At 58.9% G+C, this 13,849-nt stretch carries 12 protein-coding genes and 1 pseudogene; 8 read left to right on the forward strand and 5 right to left on the reverse strand.

The genetic code is table 11. From position 1 onward, the window contains the following. Positions 1–155: 155 nt before the first annotated feature. The 4 genes from GTU79_RS24090 to GTU79_RS24105 all read right to left on the reverse strand — a co-directional run bounded on the left by GTU79_RS24090 (position 156) and on the right by GTU79_RS24105 (position 2,612). A complete protein-coding gene (locus GTU79_RS24090) occupies positions 156–950 on the reverse strand; it encodes an amino acid ABC transporter ATP-binding protein (protein WP_203523977.1) in 795 nt (264 codons plus the stop codon). Next, on the reverse strand, positions 940–1,737 hold the full coding sequence (locus GTU79_RS24095; protein WP_203523978.1) for an amino acid ABC transporter permease: 798 nt from the start codon (positions 1,735–1,737) through the stop codon (positions 940–942). The genes GTU79_RS24090 and GTU79_RS24095 overlap by 11 nt, the downstream gene beginning before the upstream one ends. Before the next feature lie 34 nt (positions 1,738–1,771). Continuing rightward, positions 1,772–2,005 carry a type 2 periplasmic-binding domain-containing protein gene (locus GTU79_RS24100; protein ID WP_214513433.1) on the reverse strand — a complete coding sequence of 78 codons (234 nt, stop codon included), beginning with the start codon at positions 2,003–2,005 and terminating at the stop codon, positions 1,772–1,774. An 82-nt stretch (positions 2,006–2,087) separates the two neighbouring features. Next, positions 2,088–2,612, reverse strand: a complete 525-nt coding sequence (locus GTU79_RS24105) for a transporter substrate-binding domain-containing protein (protein ID WP_214513434.1) — start codon at positions 2,610–2,612, stop codon at positions 2,088–2,090. Positions 2,613–2,915: 303 nt separating this feature from the next. On the opposite strand from GTU79_RS24105, the gene GTU79_RS24110 reads away from it, so the two are divergent. Continuing rightward, complete coding sequence (locus GTU79_RS24110) at positions 2,916–3,062, forward strand: hypothetical protein (protein WP_214513435.1); 147 nt, start codon at positions 2,916–2,918, stop codon at positions 3,060–3,062. Positions 3,063–3,095: 33 nt separating this feature from the next. Here the strand turns inward: GTU79_RS24110 and hutC are convergent, their stop codons facing one another. Then, complete coding sequence (gene hutC / locus GTU79_RS24115) at positions 3,096–3,899, reverse strand: histidine utilization repressor (RefSeq protein ID WP_132925669.1); 804 nt, start codon at positions 3,897–3,899, stop codon at positions 3,096–3,098. 491 nt (positions 3,900–4,390) lie between these two features. On the opposite strand from hutC, the gene GTU79_RS24120 reads away from it, so the two are divergent. The 7 genes and pseudogenes from GTU79_RS24120 to GTU79_RS24155 all read left to right on the forward strand — a co-directional run bounded on the left by GTU79_RS24120 (position 4,391) and on the right by GTU79_RS24155 (position 13,848). Next, positions 4,391–6,442 (forward strand): hydantoinase/oxoprolinase family protein, encoded by a 2,052-nt coding sequence (locus tag GTU79_RS24120; protein ID WP_203523980.1) that lies wholly within the window; start codon positions 4,391–4,393, stop codon positions 6,440–6,442. Positions 6,443–6,468: 26 nt separating this feature from the next. Then, positions 6,469–8,407 (forward strand): annotated as a pseudogene (locus tag GTU79_RS24130) (hydantoinase B/oxoprolinase family protein). Positions 8,408–8,502: 95 nt separating this feature from the next. Further along, the gene (locus GTU79_RS24135) at positions 8,503–10,047 is read left to right on the forward strand and encodes an ABC transporter substrate-binding protein (RefSeq protein WP_214513438.1); all 1,545 of its coding nucleotides are present in this window, start codon (positions 8,503–8,505) and stop codon (positions 10,045–10,047) included. A gap of 12 nt (positions 10,048–10,059) precedes the next feature. Next, positions 10,060–10,980 carry an ABC transporter permease gene (locus GTU79_RS24140; RefSeq protein ID WP_203523983.1) on the forward strand — a complete coding sequence of 307 codons (921 nt, stop codon included), beginning with the start codon at positions 10,060–10,062 and terminating at the stop codon, positions 10,978–10,980. After that, on the forward strand, positions 10,977–11,852 hold the full coding sequence (locus GTU79_RS24145) for an ABC transporter permease (RefSeq protein WP_253073408.1): 876 nt from the start codon (positions 10,977–10,979) through the stop codon (positions 11,850–11,852). Before GTU79_RS24140 ends, GTU79_RS24145 begins: the two co-directional genes overlap by 4 nt. A 5-nt stretch (positions 11,853–11,857) precedes the next feature. After that, positions 11,858–12,877: an ABC transporter ATP-binding protein gene (locus tag GTU79_RS24150; protein WP_203523984.1), complete on the forward strand. Its 1,020-nt coding sequence runs from the start codon at positions 11,858–11,860 to the stop codon at positions 12,875–12,877. Continuing rightward, positions 12,874–13,848, forward strand: a complete 975-nt coding sequence (locus GTU79_RS24155) for an ABC transporter ATP-binding protein (protein WP_203523985.1) — start codon at positions 12,874–12,876, stop codon at positions 13,846–13,848. The genes GTU79_RS24150 and GTU79_RS24155 overlap by 4 nt, the downstream gene beginning before the upstream one ends. Position 13,849: the final 1 nt, after the last annotated feature.

Genomic DNA, 13,849 nt, shown 5'->3' on the forward strand with positions numbered 1-13,849 from the left:
TCATGGTCCTACCCGTCATACTTCAAGTTGCAGATGCGTTGGCTTTCCTCGCTCACCCCAGTCACTTACTTGAGTAAGCTCCTGGGGACTCGCTGCGTCGCCGCCTTCCTGCAACTCGAATTATTTAGGGTATTTATACATGCCGTCCGGCATGGTTATATTTTATGCAAAACCTTATTCAAAAATATCCTGGTACGGGGATTGTCCGGCGAGGTGAATATTTTTTGCGGCGGCCCTTGTTCAATAATTTCCCCGCCATCCATAATGACCACCCTATCGGCGACATTGCGGGCGAATTCCATTTCATGGGTCACGACTATCATGGTCATCCCTTGGGAGGCCAAGCCCTGCATAACGCTCAGCACTTCCCCCACCATTTCCGGATCCAGGGCGCTGGTGGGTTCATCAAACAGCATTACCTCCGGATTCATTGCCAATGCGCGGGCAATGGCGACGCGTTGCTGCTGGCCGCCGGATAATTGCGATGGGTAGTGCGTTAATTTGTCTCCCAGCCCGACCCGTGCCAATAATTCCATCGCCCGGCGCTCCGCCTGCGGTTTATCCTGATGCAATACGCTTACCGGCGCCTGCATGACATTCTCCAGGGCGGTCATGTGAGGGAACAAATTAAAGCGCTGAAATACCATGCCGATGCGGCGGCGCAGCAGGGCGATATTTTTCTCGCTGTCCTCAATCAGCCGACCGTTTTTTACCCGGTAGCCAATCAGGTTGCCCCCCACATGAATGGTGCCCTGCTGAATTTTTTCCAGATGATTGATGCAGCGGATCAACGTGGTTTTACCTGAACCCGACGGACCGATAATCACCAATGTTTCACCGGTTTTCACCGTTAACGACACGTTGCGCAGCACCGGCGTCTCGCCATAAAATTTCATCACATCCCGGCAAACCACCGCATCGGACGGCGTAGACAGCTCATCAAGACTCATCGGCCAACTCCGCCAGCTGATTTGTGGGTGTATTTTTGGCCCGCTTGACAGTTTTTGCCGATAAATGCCGGCTCATATTTCTTTCCAGCAGCATCTGGATAAGGGTCCAGCCGGCGGTCAGCAATAAATAATATACCGACACACCTAAATACACTTCGAAGGTCATAAAGGTCGCCGCCTGCAATTGCTCCGCGACGCGGAACATTTCCGACACGCCGATAATGCTTAACAGCGCGGTGGTTTTAAGCATGTTATTAAACTGATTGCCCAACGCGGGAAATATGACCGGAATAGTCTGTGGCAAAATAATTTTTCGCATCAATAATCCGGGGGTCATCCCCAGCGCTTTGGCCGCTTCCGACTGGCCTTTGTCGATAGATATAATTCCCGAACGGGTAATTTCACTCATGTAGGCGGCCTCGTGCAGACCGAAAGAAAATATGCCTGCCACCAGCGCCCCTGAAACAGCCAGCGGCCCCAGGCTTAATACCGAAGGAAAGAGATCAAAGCCCAATAAATAGGGCAGGCCGAAATAAATCAGCACCAATTGAACCAATACCGGGGTGCCGCGAAAAAACCAGATATATAGCTGATTCAATGACCGGAATATCAAAAAGCGGCTCATTCCGGACACCGCCAGCAGGATACCCAGCGCCATGCCGATCAATTGCGCGACGATGGCGGCAATAACGGTCAACACCAGCCCTTCCAATAAAACGGGTTGCGGGTGAAAGACAAAATTAAGGAAAAAACCCGTATTGAACTGCAGCTGAATATGTGTGAACACGTTTTTATCCTCACCGAACGAATATCATGATCGCTTAATCGGCACAGGGGTGGCTGCTGCTGCAGAGATCAACGCCTTTATCGATACCCCATTTTTTGACGATTTTCGTCATGGCGCCGGACGTATTCAATTCGTCTATGCCGGCCTGGACGGCCTGCCGCAGGGCGGTATTATTTTTAAGCGTGGCGATGACCCAGGTCTTGGCGGGTACCGGCATGTCCACGGTCTGGAATTTATTCGGCGCCTTGGACATATAGAAATTGATCACCACATTATCCCCACCATGGCATCCGCCCGCCCCCGCAGCAAATCATGGAAAGCGGCGACATTGGTGCCCAGGGATACCAGGGTTATGCCGGGCTTGCCCTCTTTACCAGCTGGTCGCTGAACTGTTTAACCACCGTTTCGTTGCGGCTGCCCAGCAAAGCGGCTACCCGCCGGCCGGAGAGATCTTCAAAGGTGTGGAATTTAAGCGGATTGCCCTTGGTCACCAGCAGTCCGGATTTTACCCGCCAGTAATCAATCAGCCCGTAGCGTTCGGCCCGCTCCGGGGTTTTACCCAGGCTCGCCATCACCAAATCGCATTTACCGGTATCCAGCGCGGCAAAAATGCCGGAAAACTGATAATTATCGATATGCGTTTTAACCCCCATCAAGGGGCCCAGCGCGTTCATGATATCCACCGCGACGCCGCTTGGGGTTTTACCATCCTCCGCCATTCCTTCAGCCGGCGGGTTTTCCAGGTCGGAACAAAAAGTCAGCTGCCCCTTGGCTTTGATGTCAGCCGGAGCGGTAACCGCTGAAAAGGCGAACTGCGATGCCATGGACAACGACATGCTCAACGCCGCACCGATAAACAATTGCTTTTTATTCACCCTATTCTCCCGCAGGTCTTGTTCGCATTAAGAACGATTGTTTTTTGAGAATGGCATCCGGGCTGTTAACACTTCCGTTACTCACTATCAGCAACATACAGCCAGCCTGCGCGGTCGTCAATATATGTATATACAAATAAGATAATTGTATGGTTTAATTGGACATGAAAAACCATAATTTTTATCAACTAATTGATATATAACTAATATATTTATATTTTTATGAATATACCTATCCATTTATAACCGATATTCAGTGAATTACCCGGCTATGGACGGCACGGGGCGGCCGGGGAAGAGACCATGGGATGTTTAGCGCAGCGGGGAGTGATAAAGGGAACAGCCCTAAAAAAGGAACTGGGGCAGCAGGATGGCGGCGGCATCCCGCCCGAGCCCGGCAGGGCGTTTTTCATGCCCGCGGACGGCGTCTTGGCAGCGACCGGCCGATGAAAGAGCCGTTGTTCGGGATGAGGTAAACGGCTATCAGGCCGGGTTCGGGCCGGGCCCGAAGCGCACCAGAAAGCGGTGCCGCTCGCCGGGATAGATGAGACGCACAAAGGTGATTAATTCACCCGACAGCCAGGTTCGGCGCGCAATGGAGATACAGGCGGTGCCGGGGGATACGGAGAGCTGCCTGGCCAGGACATCATCGGCGGAAATGGCGCGCAAGGAGTGCTCCCCTTCCGACCAGGGGATATTGCTTAACAGCCAGCTTCCCGGCGGAATATCGGTGAACTCCTCTTCCGCCGCTTCGGGCACCACCGCCAGGTTTATCTGGCGCGCTTCCAGGGCGAACGGCAGATTATCCGCGTAATGCATCACATCAATGCACAGCATGCGGGCATTAACCGGGATACCGATATGGGTGGCCTCCACCGCATCGGTGATGGTACGGATGCCGCGATACAGCAGCGTAAAGCTATACATTCCGTCGGTGGCCAGCACCTCGGCGCGGATATCCTGGATAGCCAGCAGCGGTTCTTCAACCCTGGGCATGGCCACAAACGAACCCTTCCTGCGCTTGCGGACAATCATCCCCGCCGCCACCAGCGTTGAAAGCGCCTTGTTTACCGTCATGCGCGAGCAGTTATAAATCTCCATCAACGCCTGTTCGGTGGGGACACGATCGCCGGGATGCCACTCGTTACTCAGAATTTTATTTTTGATATCGCTCTGAATACTCTGATGAATCGGCAAGGGTTTGACCCGGACGCGTCTGATGGTTTCACTCTTGAACTCGGGTTCCGACAGCGAGGGTTTAGTGGTATTGGGTCTATTTTGGTCCATAACGTCCCTTTTCAATAGCTTGTTCAATAACTTGCAAAATAATGATAAGCGATATCATACAGCCAAAACACACACCCATCTGCCAATGCCTAACGCCGAACGGTTGAACGTAGCGCCGGACATGGCACCGGAAGATGATAAAACATCCTATCATCTTTAACCGCTGTTAGGCGGTGTCCGGCACAGGCTTTTCGCCGGGGCAGGCATTTCTTTTTCTTATTAATCCCCTGCCGTTAAAACTCGCCTACTTTATGTATATACAAAATTAGAATGCCGTTAGCGTCAGCGTAAAAGCCGCCGGTGGAAAAAATAATCCCCTGTTTTAACGCGTATTTATCATAGGATTATCCTATGCAGAAAGCCGTGATTTTCGTCTGTACGGGCTTTACTTCCCCCCTTGATATTATATGGTATATACCAATCAATTAAAACCAGCTTTTCCCTTATCTTTCCTGCGGATTAAGGGAAACCGCGATTGACGGGTGAACGGGATGATAAGAATAGGGGTTGATATCGGCGGAACCTTCACCGATTTCGTCGTCTGGCGCAGCGGCGGGCGGCAGGAACAATGGCAATCCTTTAAGGTACCCTCCACCCCGCCGAATTTCGCCCGGGGTTTTCAGGACGGATTCGAAAAACTGCTGGCTGAACTGGCCATCGGGCCGCAAGAGCCTGTGGTGATAATGCACGGCACAACCGTCAGCACCAATGCGGTGATTGAACGCTCCCAGCCGCCGGTGGCCCTGCTGGTTACCCAGGGATTTCGGGATATTTTGGAATTGCAGCGGCTGCGCCTGATTGATCCCACCAATCTGCTGGGCACGCGCAGGCTGCCGCTGATTGAACGCCACCAGGTCTTTGAAATAGGGGAACGCCTGGGGGCGGACGGCGCTATCGTTGAACCGCTGTCGGCGGATTCGGTGGCCCTGGCCGTTGAACAGGTGCGCGCCGCCGGCATGACGGGCATAGCCGTCGCCTTTATGAACAGTTACCAGAATCCCGCCCATGAACAGCAGACCCGCGCATTGATTAACCGGCTGGCGCCGGAGCTGGATGTTTGCCTGTCAAGTGATGTCTGGCCGCGTCCGGGAGAGTATGAACGGGCCATCAATGCGCTGCTGAACGTCTACGTTAAACCCTGCATGTCCTCCTATCTGCAGCAGATTGAAAGCTATCTCGCCAGCCGCCTGCGGCACGTCCAGCTGTTTATCACCCGCTCCAACGGCGGCGCCATGTCGGCGCGGGAAGCGCGGGATTTCCCGGTGCATACCCTGCTTTCCGGCCCCGCCTCGGGGGTCACGGCGGCGCAGCTGATGGCCCGCGCCGCGCCGGAACGGCACTATCTCACCATGGATATGGGGGGCACCAGCACCGATATTTCCCTTATCCGCGAGGGCATGGCGGCGGTAGTGGATCAGACGGAAGTGGGCGAGTTTCCCCTTACCATGCCGGTGACCGGCATTGAAGCCATCGGGGCGGGAGGCGGTTCCATCGGCCGCTTTGACGGACCGGTATTCCGTATCGGCCCGATGAGCGCCGGCGCCTGGCCCGGACCCGCCTGCTTCGGCCGGGGAGGAAACCGGCCCACCGTCACCGATGCCTACCTGCTGTGCGGCTACCTGTCCGCCGATGCCTTTCTCGGCGGCGCCATGATCCTGGATCGGGACGCGGCCCATCAGGCGTTTATGCCCCTGGCCCAACGCATGGGGGAGACGGTGACCGGCGCGGCCAGCGCCGCGATTTCCATCGCCACCTCCAATATGGTGGCCAGCGTCTTGCCCTACCTGGCCCGCCACGGCGTTGACCCTCAGGATGTCACCCTGGTGACGTTCGGCGGCAACGGCGCCATCCACGGACCGCTGCTGGCGGCGGAAATCGGTATCCCCTCCCTTATCGTGCCCAATACCCCTTCGGTTTTTTGCGCCGTGGGCGGCGTGGTGGCGGAGCTGACCCACGACATGGTGGCCATTGTGCAACAGGGGGCCATGGACACCACCCGGTTACGGCAGGTTTTCACCGCCTTGCAGGATGAGGCCGCCGCATGGCTGGCGCGGCAGACCGATGCGACCAATATAGAGGCCGTCGTGCTGGAATACTGGGCGGATCTGCGCTATCGCGGCCAATCATTTCAGATACCGGTGATAATCGCCGCCGACGCGCCAGACCACATGACCACCGAGATGGCCGTTAGCGCCTTTCACGGCGAGCATCTGCGTTTGCATGCCCATGCCGATCCCCAGGGACGGGTGGAATTTATCGAACTACGGGTGCGTATCCGCGGCGCGCTGGCTACCCCCGACAGCCATGCGCCGGCGGAGTTGAAATCCGTTGCCGCCCCGAGTCCCTGCGGCCACCGGCAGCTGCACATCGGCGCCGCGCATTTCGACCACTGCCCGGTCTATGCCAGGTCAGGCCTCGGCGTCGGCGCGAGCGTTTTTGGACCCTGTATCATCAGCCAGAGCGACGCGACAGTACTGGTTCCACAGCATTTCACCGCCCGGGTGCAGCCCGACGGCGCCCTTTTTATGATGCAGGAGCGTTGACCGTGGATCCCATACAAACCGTTATCATGAATAACCGCTTTAACGCCATCGTCGAAGAAGCGTCGGTCACGTTGTATCGCACCGCCCATACCACCTTCGTCAAGCTGGTGCAGGATTTCCAGTGCGCCCTGGCCACGCCTCAAGGGGAAGTGTTCGCCTACCCCAGCCATTCCGGCGTCAATGCCTTTATCGGCCTGTCGGTATCCGGCGGACTGGCGGGCATCGGCCTGGAAAATCTGGAGCCGGGCGACTGCATCATTACCAACGATCCGTTCAGCACCGACGGCATGGTGACGCATATTATGGATGTCTCAATGGTTCGGCCGATTTTTCGGCAATGAACTTATCGCCCTGGCCTGGTCGTTTGTCCACGCCTCCGATATCGGCGGCGCGGTGCCGGGCAGCATTTCACCGGCCTTTACCGAGGTGTTCCAGGAAGGACTGCGGGTCAGGCCCACCAAGCTCTACAAGCGCGGCCAACTGGATACCGCCATTCGCAACATTTTTATCGATAACAGCCGTATTGCCGATGAGCTGTGGGGGGATTTCCAGGCGATGATCTCAGCCCTCACCAGTATGGATAACCGGCTGAATCAATTATGCCGGCGCTACGGCATCCAGCAGGTGCGGGCGGGGATGGATGCGTCCCTGGCCCTGTCCGAGGTGAAGACCCGCGAGATCATTCGCCGCATTCCCAACGGGGACTATCCCTTTGCGGATTATATCGAAGGCATGACGGAAGGGGATTTTATTCATATCAACGCCGTGATGCGCGTCAGCGACGAACACATTGTGTTCGACTTCAGCGGCACCGACCCGCAGGTGGCGGCGGCCTTTAATTATGTCACCGGCGCCCGCGCCCATCCTTATACCCTGCAGGCGTTTATCTATTACATTTTGACCCTGGAACCGGAAGCTCCGCGTAACTCCGGCCTGCTGCGGGCGCTGGAGGTCATCGCCCCGCGCGGGACCATCATCAATGCCGAATTTCCGGCGGCGGGCGGTTCCCGCGTCACCACCAGCACCCGGGTCTACGACGTGATTCTGGGCTGCCTGAACGCCGCGCTGCCGGACGGGCTGACCGCCGCCGGCCCCGGCATGTCGGGGGTGATTGTCGTCTCCGCCAAAGATCCCCGCGGCGACGGCAACCGTGTCAGCGTCATCAATCCCCTGTGCGGCGGCGGCGGCGGACGCTTCGGCATCGACGGCACCGACGGCGTGGATTCCCGATCCGGCTATCTGCGCACCGTGCCCGCCGAAATTATCGAAGCCGAAACGGTAATACGGGTCAAACGTTATGCCCTGGTCACCGACAGCCAGGCCCCCGGCCGCTGGCAGAGCGGCGCCGCCATTGCCCTGGAGCTGGAAAATACCGGGCCGGAGGCGGTAATGACGGTGCGGGGCATGAATCGCTTTTATTTTCGTCCTTGGGGCGCCCGCGGCGGCCAGTGCGGCCATTTGGGATCGGTGGTGCTCAATCCCGGTACCGACGATGAACGCAACCTGGGCAAGATCGATGTCTTGAAGATGAAACGCCATGACGTGGTACGCCTCACCTCCCCCGCCGGCGGCGGTTTTGGCGATCCGTTCCTGCGCGACCCGGCGCTTATTGCCCGCGATGTGCGCCGCGGGCTGGTGACGCCCTTCAATGCCAGGAGCAGCTACGGCGTTGCGGTGGATGAGGAGGGCCGCGTTGACGGCGCCGCCACCCATCGGCTGCGGGCCGGCCATATCCCCGATCAAAGCCGGGTGACGCTGGGCAGCGCCCGGGATCAGCTGGATGTTGTCTGGCCGCGGGAAATCCGCGGGGCGCTGGCGGCCGGTCTGTTGCAGCAGGAGCGGAACGTTCGCCAGCCGCTGCGCCTGGCGGTGATCAAGCGCCTGACGGCGGAGAACCGGCCGGTGACGCTGCCGTTGATGAACCGGGTTATTGACGAAGAGTTGCAGTATCTAAAGATGCATTGAATGAATAGGGCTCTGCCCGCATCCCCGGGCCAGCGGTTATAAAAAATGGTTTTTTATAGCCTTATAGTGATGTTTTCTCTTGTTGGAGACCAAACATGCGTCATCTGCTTAGGCAAATCTTGTTAGCGCCCGTGGGTAAATCCGGCATGCATACATCAAGAATGCGGGGCTGGCTTTTCGCCTTGATGATGTTCAACGCCGTGCCGGCAAGCGCACTGGCGGATACGGTAAATATCGCCCTATCCGCCGGGCTGACCACTCTCGATCCCCAGCAGGCCACCGTGGTGCAGACGGATCTGAGCGTCATCAGCCATATCTATACCCCCCTGGTGGTGCGCAATGCCGACCTGAGCATTATCGGCGTGGCGGCCACGTCGTGGAAAGCGCTGGACGATCGGACCTGGGATATCAAGCTGCGCCCCGGCATCCTGTTTACCAACGGCAAACCCCTGGATGCGGCGGTGGTAAAATGGAATTTTGACCATTTGCTCGATCCCAACCATAAAACCCGGGTGAAGGAGTGGTACAGCCTGATTGACCATGTGGACGTCGTGGCCCCCGACGAAGTGAAAATTGTCACCAGCGCGCCCTTTCCGGGACTGATTGCCCAGCTCAGCATGTTTTTCCTGATGGAGCCCACCTGGACCGCCGCCCACGATCCCGGCCGCGAAGCCATGGGCAGCGGACCGTACCAGCTGGCGCAGTACGTGCCGGGGGAGCGGGTGGTGCTGACGCCCAATCCGCATTATTTCGGCCCGAAAGCCGCCCACGACCAGGTGATTTTCCGCATGATCAGCGATCCGGCGGTACGGGTTTCGGCGCTGCTGTCCGGCGAGCTTGACCTGGCGCTGGATATTCCGCCCACCGACATCGACCGGATCAATAAAAGCAGCGTGGCCCATGCCGGCTGGGGTGAAAGCAGCCGCGCCATGATAATCAAGCTCAACAGCCTGAAAAAGCCCTTCGCCGATAACCTGAAATTGCGCCAGGCGATGAATTACGCCATCGACCGCCAGGGGATTATCGATGCCATCTATAACGGCCACGGGGCCATGAGCAAGGGCCAGCTATTGTCCCCCATGTACTTCGGCTACAACGATAAGCTGCAGCCCTATCCTTACGACCCGGACAAAGCCCGGCAGCTCATTGCCCAATCGGGCCTGCCGCAGCCCATCTCGTTTGAACTGCAGGTTCCGCTGGGACGCTATTTGCTGAGCCAGGAAATCGGCCAGATCATCGCCGCCCAATTGCAGGACGTGGGGCTGGATGTGAAAATCAGGGAGATGGAATACGCCAACTGGTCCAATGCCTACACCCGCGGCGATATGGGCCAGGCCTCCTTCCTGGGCCAGGCCTGGCCGACCCTGGATGCCGACGGTCTGCTGGGGCTCTATCTGCCCACCGATCCCGGCGCGTACTGGAAAGACCCGGCATTTGCCGATTTGGTGCTGAAAGCCCGTTCAACGGTGGATAAGCAAAAGCGCATCGTCTATTACCAGCAGGCGACGGAGCGGATGCGCGATCAGGCCCCGGTGGTGTTTTTGTTCAACCAGCCCCTGACCTACGCCACGTCCAATAAATTCAGTTGGAAAGTCCGGGGCGATGACTGGGTCCGCGTCGATGATTTAGTGGCAAAATAACAGGCGACCCGCGTGGCTAAATATATTCTGTCCAGAGTAGTAGAAGTGCTGATTGCCCTGTTCGGCCTGGTGACCATCATCTTTCTGGTATCGCGCATGCTGGGGGATCCGGTATCGCTGCTGCTGCCCCAGGGCGCCAGCGCCGCCGACCTCCAGGCCATGCGGGAGCAGTTGGGGTTGCAGCGCCCGCTGCTGGATCAATATCTCGGTTTCCTGCGCCATGTGCTGTCGGGGGATCTGGGCACCTCCTTTTTTTATCAGCGCCCGGCGCTGCAGGTGGTGCTGGAACGCATGCCGGCCACCCTGGCGCTGACGGCGCTCTCCGCCCTGTTCGGTCTGGCGATAGGCTGCCTGGCCGGCCTGGTGGCGGCCCTGTACCGCAACTCCGTCTGGGAATTTCTGGTGCTCACCCTGGCCATGCTGGGGCAGGCCACTCCGGCGTTCTGGCTGGCCATTATGCTGATCCTGCTGTTTTCAGTCCACCTGGGCTGGCTGCCCACCGGCGGCACCGGCAGCGTGCTGCATCTGGTGATGCCCACCGCCGTCATGTCGATTTTCATCGCCGCCAATATCGCCCGCCTGTTTCGATCCAGCCTGCTGGAGGTCATGGGCGAGGACTATGTGCGCACCGCCTGGGCCAAGGGCCTGCCGCCGCGGACGGTTATCAGCTGGCATATGGCGCGCAACGCCGTCCTGCCGGTGGTGACCATGAGCGGGCTGCTGGTGGGGGAGATGCTGGGGGGATCGGTGGTGGTGGAAACCATTTTTTCCTGGCCGGGGGTGGGCCGGCTTATCGTCGAGGCGGTGGCTAACCGGGATTTCCCGTTGATCCAGGCGGGGGTGGCGGTGGTGTCCGGCCTGTTTTTACTGGTGAGCCTGGCGGTAGACCTGCTGTACAGCCTGCTGGATCCGCGCGTGAGGCAATCCCCATGATCAGGGCTGACGGCTTGCGAAGCCTGGGCCGCAGCCTGGCGGCCAGCAAAATCGGCCTGATTGGCTGGGTGGTGCTGCTCCTGCTGCTGCTGGGGGCATTGAGCACGTCTCTGCTGCCCCTGCCCGACCCGGTGCACGGCAATCTTTTACAGCGGTTAAAGCCGCCCTCCTATCGGTTTTTCACGCTGTCGTCCCATCCCCTGGGCACCGATCAACTGGGACGGGATATGTTCAGCCGCCTGCTGTTCGGCAGCCGGGTATCCATTACCGTGGGCTGCGCCGCGGTGCTGATGGGCGGGGTGGTGGGCGTGCTGGTGGGCATGATCTCCGGCTATGCCGGCGGTATCACCGATCGGGTATTGATGCGTTTAGTGGATATGCAGCTTTCCATCCCGCTGATTTTGCTGGCGCTGATGGTTATCGCCGCCGCCGGGCCCAGCCTGGGCAATCTGATTATCGTGCTGGCGCTTACCAGCTGGATCCGCTACGCCCGCCTGGTGCGCGGCCAGGTATTGGCCCTGCGGCGCCAGGAGTTTGTCCTGTCGGCCACCGCCGTGGGAGCGGGACCCTGGCATATCCTGCGCTATTATCTGCTGCCGAATGTTCTCACCCCGATCCTGGTTATCGCCACGCTGGAGTTTTCCCGGGTTATCTTGCTGGAAGCCAGTTTAAGCTTTCTGGGGCTGGGCGTTCAGCCGCCCTGGCCGAGCTGGGGCAGAATGCTGGCGGAAGGGCGCACCTATATCGCCACCGCATGGTGGGTCACCACCTTTCCGGGGCTGGCTATCGTATTAACGGTGATGAGCGCCAACTTTGTCGGTGACTGGCTGCGCGATTTTTTTGATCCCAAACTGCATTCCACCGGAGAATGAAGCCTATGCCGCCGCTGCTGGAAGTGCGTAATCTCACCGTTGAGGTACCCGCTAAACGGGGACGGCCCCCGGTGCGTATCATCGAGGATATCAGCTATGATCTGGATTACCATCAGACTCTGGGCATCGTGGGAGAGAGCGGCAGCGGTAAAAGCATGCAGGCCCTGGCGATGCTGGGGCTGCTGCCCCTGCGCAAGGGCGGGCGGATTCAGGGGGAAGTGCTGTTCCAGGGCAAGGACCTGTTGACCCTGTCCCCTAAAGCGCTCAGGGAGATTCGCGGCGGCCAGATAGGCATGATCTTCCAGGAGCCGATGACCTCCCTCAATCCGGTGCTGACCATTGGCCGCCAGCTGGCGGAACCCCTGGTGCATCATATGGGCATGAGCTACGGCAAGGCGCGCCGGCATGCCGTCGACCTTTTGGGGCTGGTGGGCATTCCCGATGCCGCTGAACGGATCAGGCAGTACCCGTTCCAGTTTTCCGGCGGTATGCGCCAGCGCGCCATGATCGCCATGGCCATTGCCTGTAAGCCGAAGCTGCTGATCGGCGACGAACCCACCACCGCCCTCGATGTCACCATCCAGGCGCAGATTATCCAGCTGATTCGGGATCTGCGCGACGAGATGCGGATGTCCATTATCTGGATCACCCATGATATGGGGGTGGTGGCCGCCATGGCGGACCGGGTGCAGGTGCTGTACGCCGGTAAAATCATGGAAACGGGGCCGGTGGAACAGGTTTTCGGCCAGCCCTATAGCGCCTATACCTGGGCACTGCTGCAATCCCTGCCCAAACGCGGCCAGCGCCCCAGGGAACCGCTGTTTCAAATCGCCGGGCAACCCATCAACCCGGCCCTGCGGCCGCCGGGGGATCCCTTTGCGCCGCGCAATCCCTTCGCCACCCCGCGCTGCCATCTGGAAATGCCGCCACTGCGACCGGTGTCCGACGCCGCACCGCAGCACCGGGTGGCCGCCTGGTACGATCTGCCCCGCTGTCTGGAACAACAACAGGAAAATAACCCATGAACCATGCCCCGCCGCCCGCTACGGCAACAGAAAGGCAGGCTACGAGCCACGCCCCATCGCCCCCGGCCCGGCCGCCGCTATTGCAGGTTGAGGGCTTAAGCAAAGAGTATCCGGTCAATAGTCCGTGGTTCGGCCGGCGCGGGGTGTTCACTGCGGTGGGGGGCGTGAGCTTTTCCCTGGCGAAAGGAGAAACCCTGGGATTGGTGGGCGAATCCGGATCGGGGAAAAGCACCGTGGCGCGCTGTCTGATGCAGCTGGAACGGCCCACCGGCGGCCGGGTCTTACTTGAGGGACAGGATCTGGCGCAGCTCGGCCAAAGCGAGCTGCGGCCGCTGCGCAGAGTTATGCAGATCATCTTTCAAGACCCCTACTCCGCCCTCAACCCCCGCATGACCGCCGGCCGGTTTGTGGCGGACCCTATTATTATCCACGAGGGAAGGCAGCCCCGACAGGCTTTAGAGCAGCGGGTAGAGGCACTGTTCGCCAAGGTGGGGCTGGACAACAGCCATATCCATCGATATCCCCATGAATTTTCAGGCGGCCAGCGCCAGCGCATCTGTATCGCCCGGGCCCTGGCGCTGTCGCCCCGGTTAATCGTGGCGGATGAGCCGATTACCGCCCTGGATGTCTCCATTCAGGCGCAAATAATCAACCTGCTGCAGCAGTTGCAGGATGAACAGGGACTCTCTTACCTGTTTATTTCCCACGATCTGGGCATGGTCCGCCATATCTGCCATCGGGTCGCGGTGATGCTGCGCGGCATGATTGTGGAAACCGGTTCCGTGGAGGACATTTTCAACGACCCGCGCCATCTTTATACCCAGGCGCTGCTCAGCGCCACTCTTGAAGCCGATCCGGCCCTGGAGCGCAGTAAAAAGCGGACGTTTTATAGCCCAACCCCCGCCGGAAGGTTGACCGCCGGCTATATGCGCGAAGTATCGCCGGGACATTTTGTCCGGGAAGAGCTGTAAG

This window comes from Sodalis ligni (assembly GCF_016865525.2).
Taxonomy (GTDB): domain Bacteria; phylum Pseudomonadota; class Gammaproteobacteria; order Enterobacterales; family Enterobacteriaceae; genus Acerihabitans; species Acerihabitans ligni.

What these genes read in the sequence shown, in the direction of transcription:
- GTU79_RS24120 (WP_203523980.1), top strand. Translation starts at nt 4,391, where the DNA reads ATGATAAGAATAGGGGTTGATATCGGCGGAACCTTCACCGATTTCGTC.
- GTU79_RS24090 (WP_203523977.1), bottom strand. Translation starts at nt 950, where the DNA reads ATGAGTCTTGATGAGCTGTCTACGCCGTCCGATGCGGTGGTTTGCCGG.
- GTU79_RS24150 (WP_203523984.1), top strand. Translation starts at nt 11,858, where the DNA reads ATGCCGCCGCTGCTGGAAGTGCGTAATCTCACCGTTGAGGTACCCGCT.
- hutC (WP_132925669.1), bottom strand. Translation starts at nt 3,899, where the DNA reads ATGGACCAAAATAGACCCAATACCACTAAACCCTCGCTGTCGGAACCC.
- GTU79_RS24155 (WP_203523985.1), top strand. Translation starts at nt 12,874, where the DNA reads ATGAACCATGCCCCGCCGCCCGCTACGGCAACAGAAAGGCAGGCTACG.
- GTU79_RS24110 (WP_214513435.1), top strand. Translation starts at nt 2,916, where the DNA reads ATGGGATGTTTAGCGCAGCGGGGAGTGATAAAGGGAACAGCCCTAAAA.
- GTU79_RS24145 (WP_253073408.1), top strand. Translation starts at nt 10,977, where the DNA reads ATGATCAGGGCTGACGGCTTGCGAAGCCTGGGCCGCAGCCTGGCGGCC.
- GTU79_RS24135 (WP_214513438.1), top strand. Translation starts at nt 8,503, where the DNA reads ATGCGTCATCTGCTTAGGCAAATCTTGTTAGCGCCCGTGGGTAAATCC.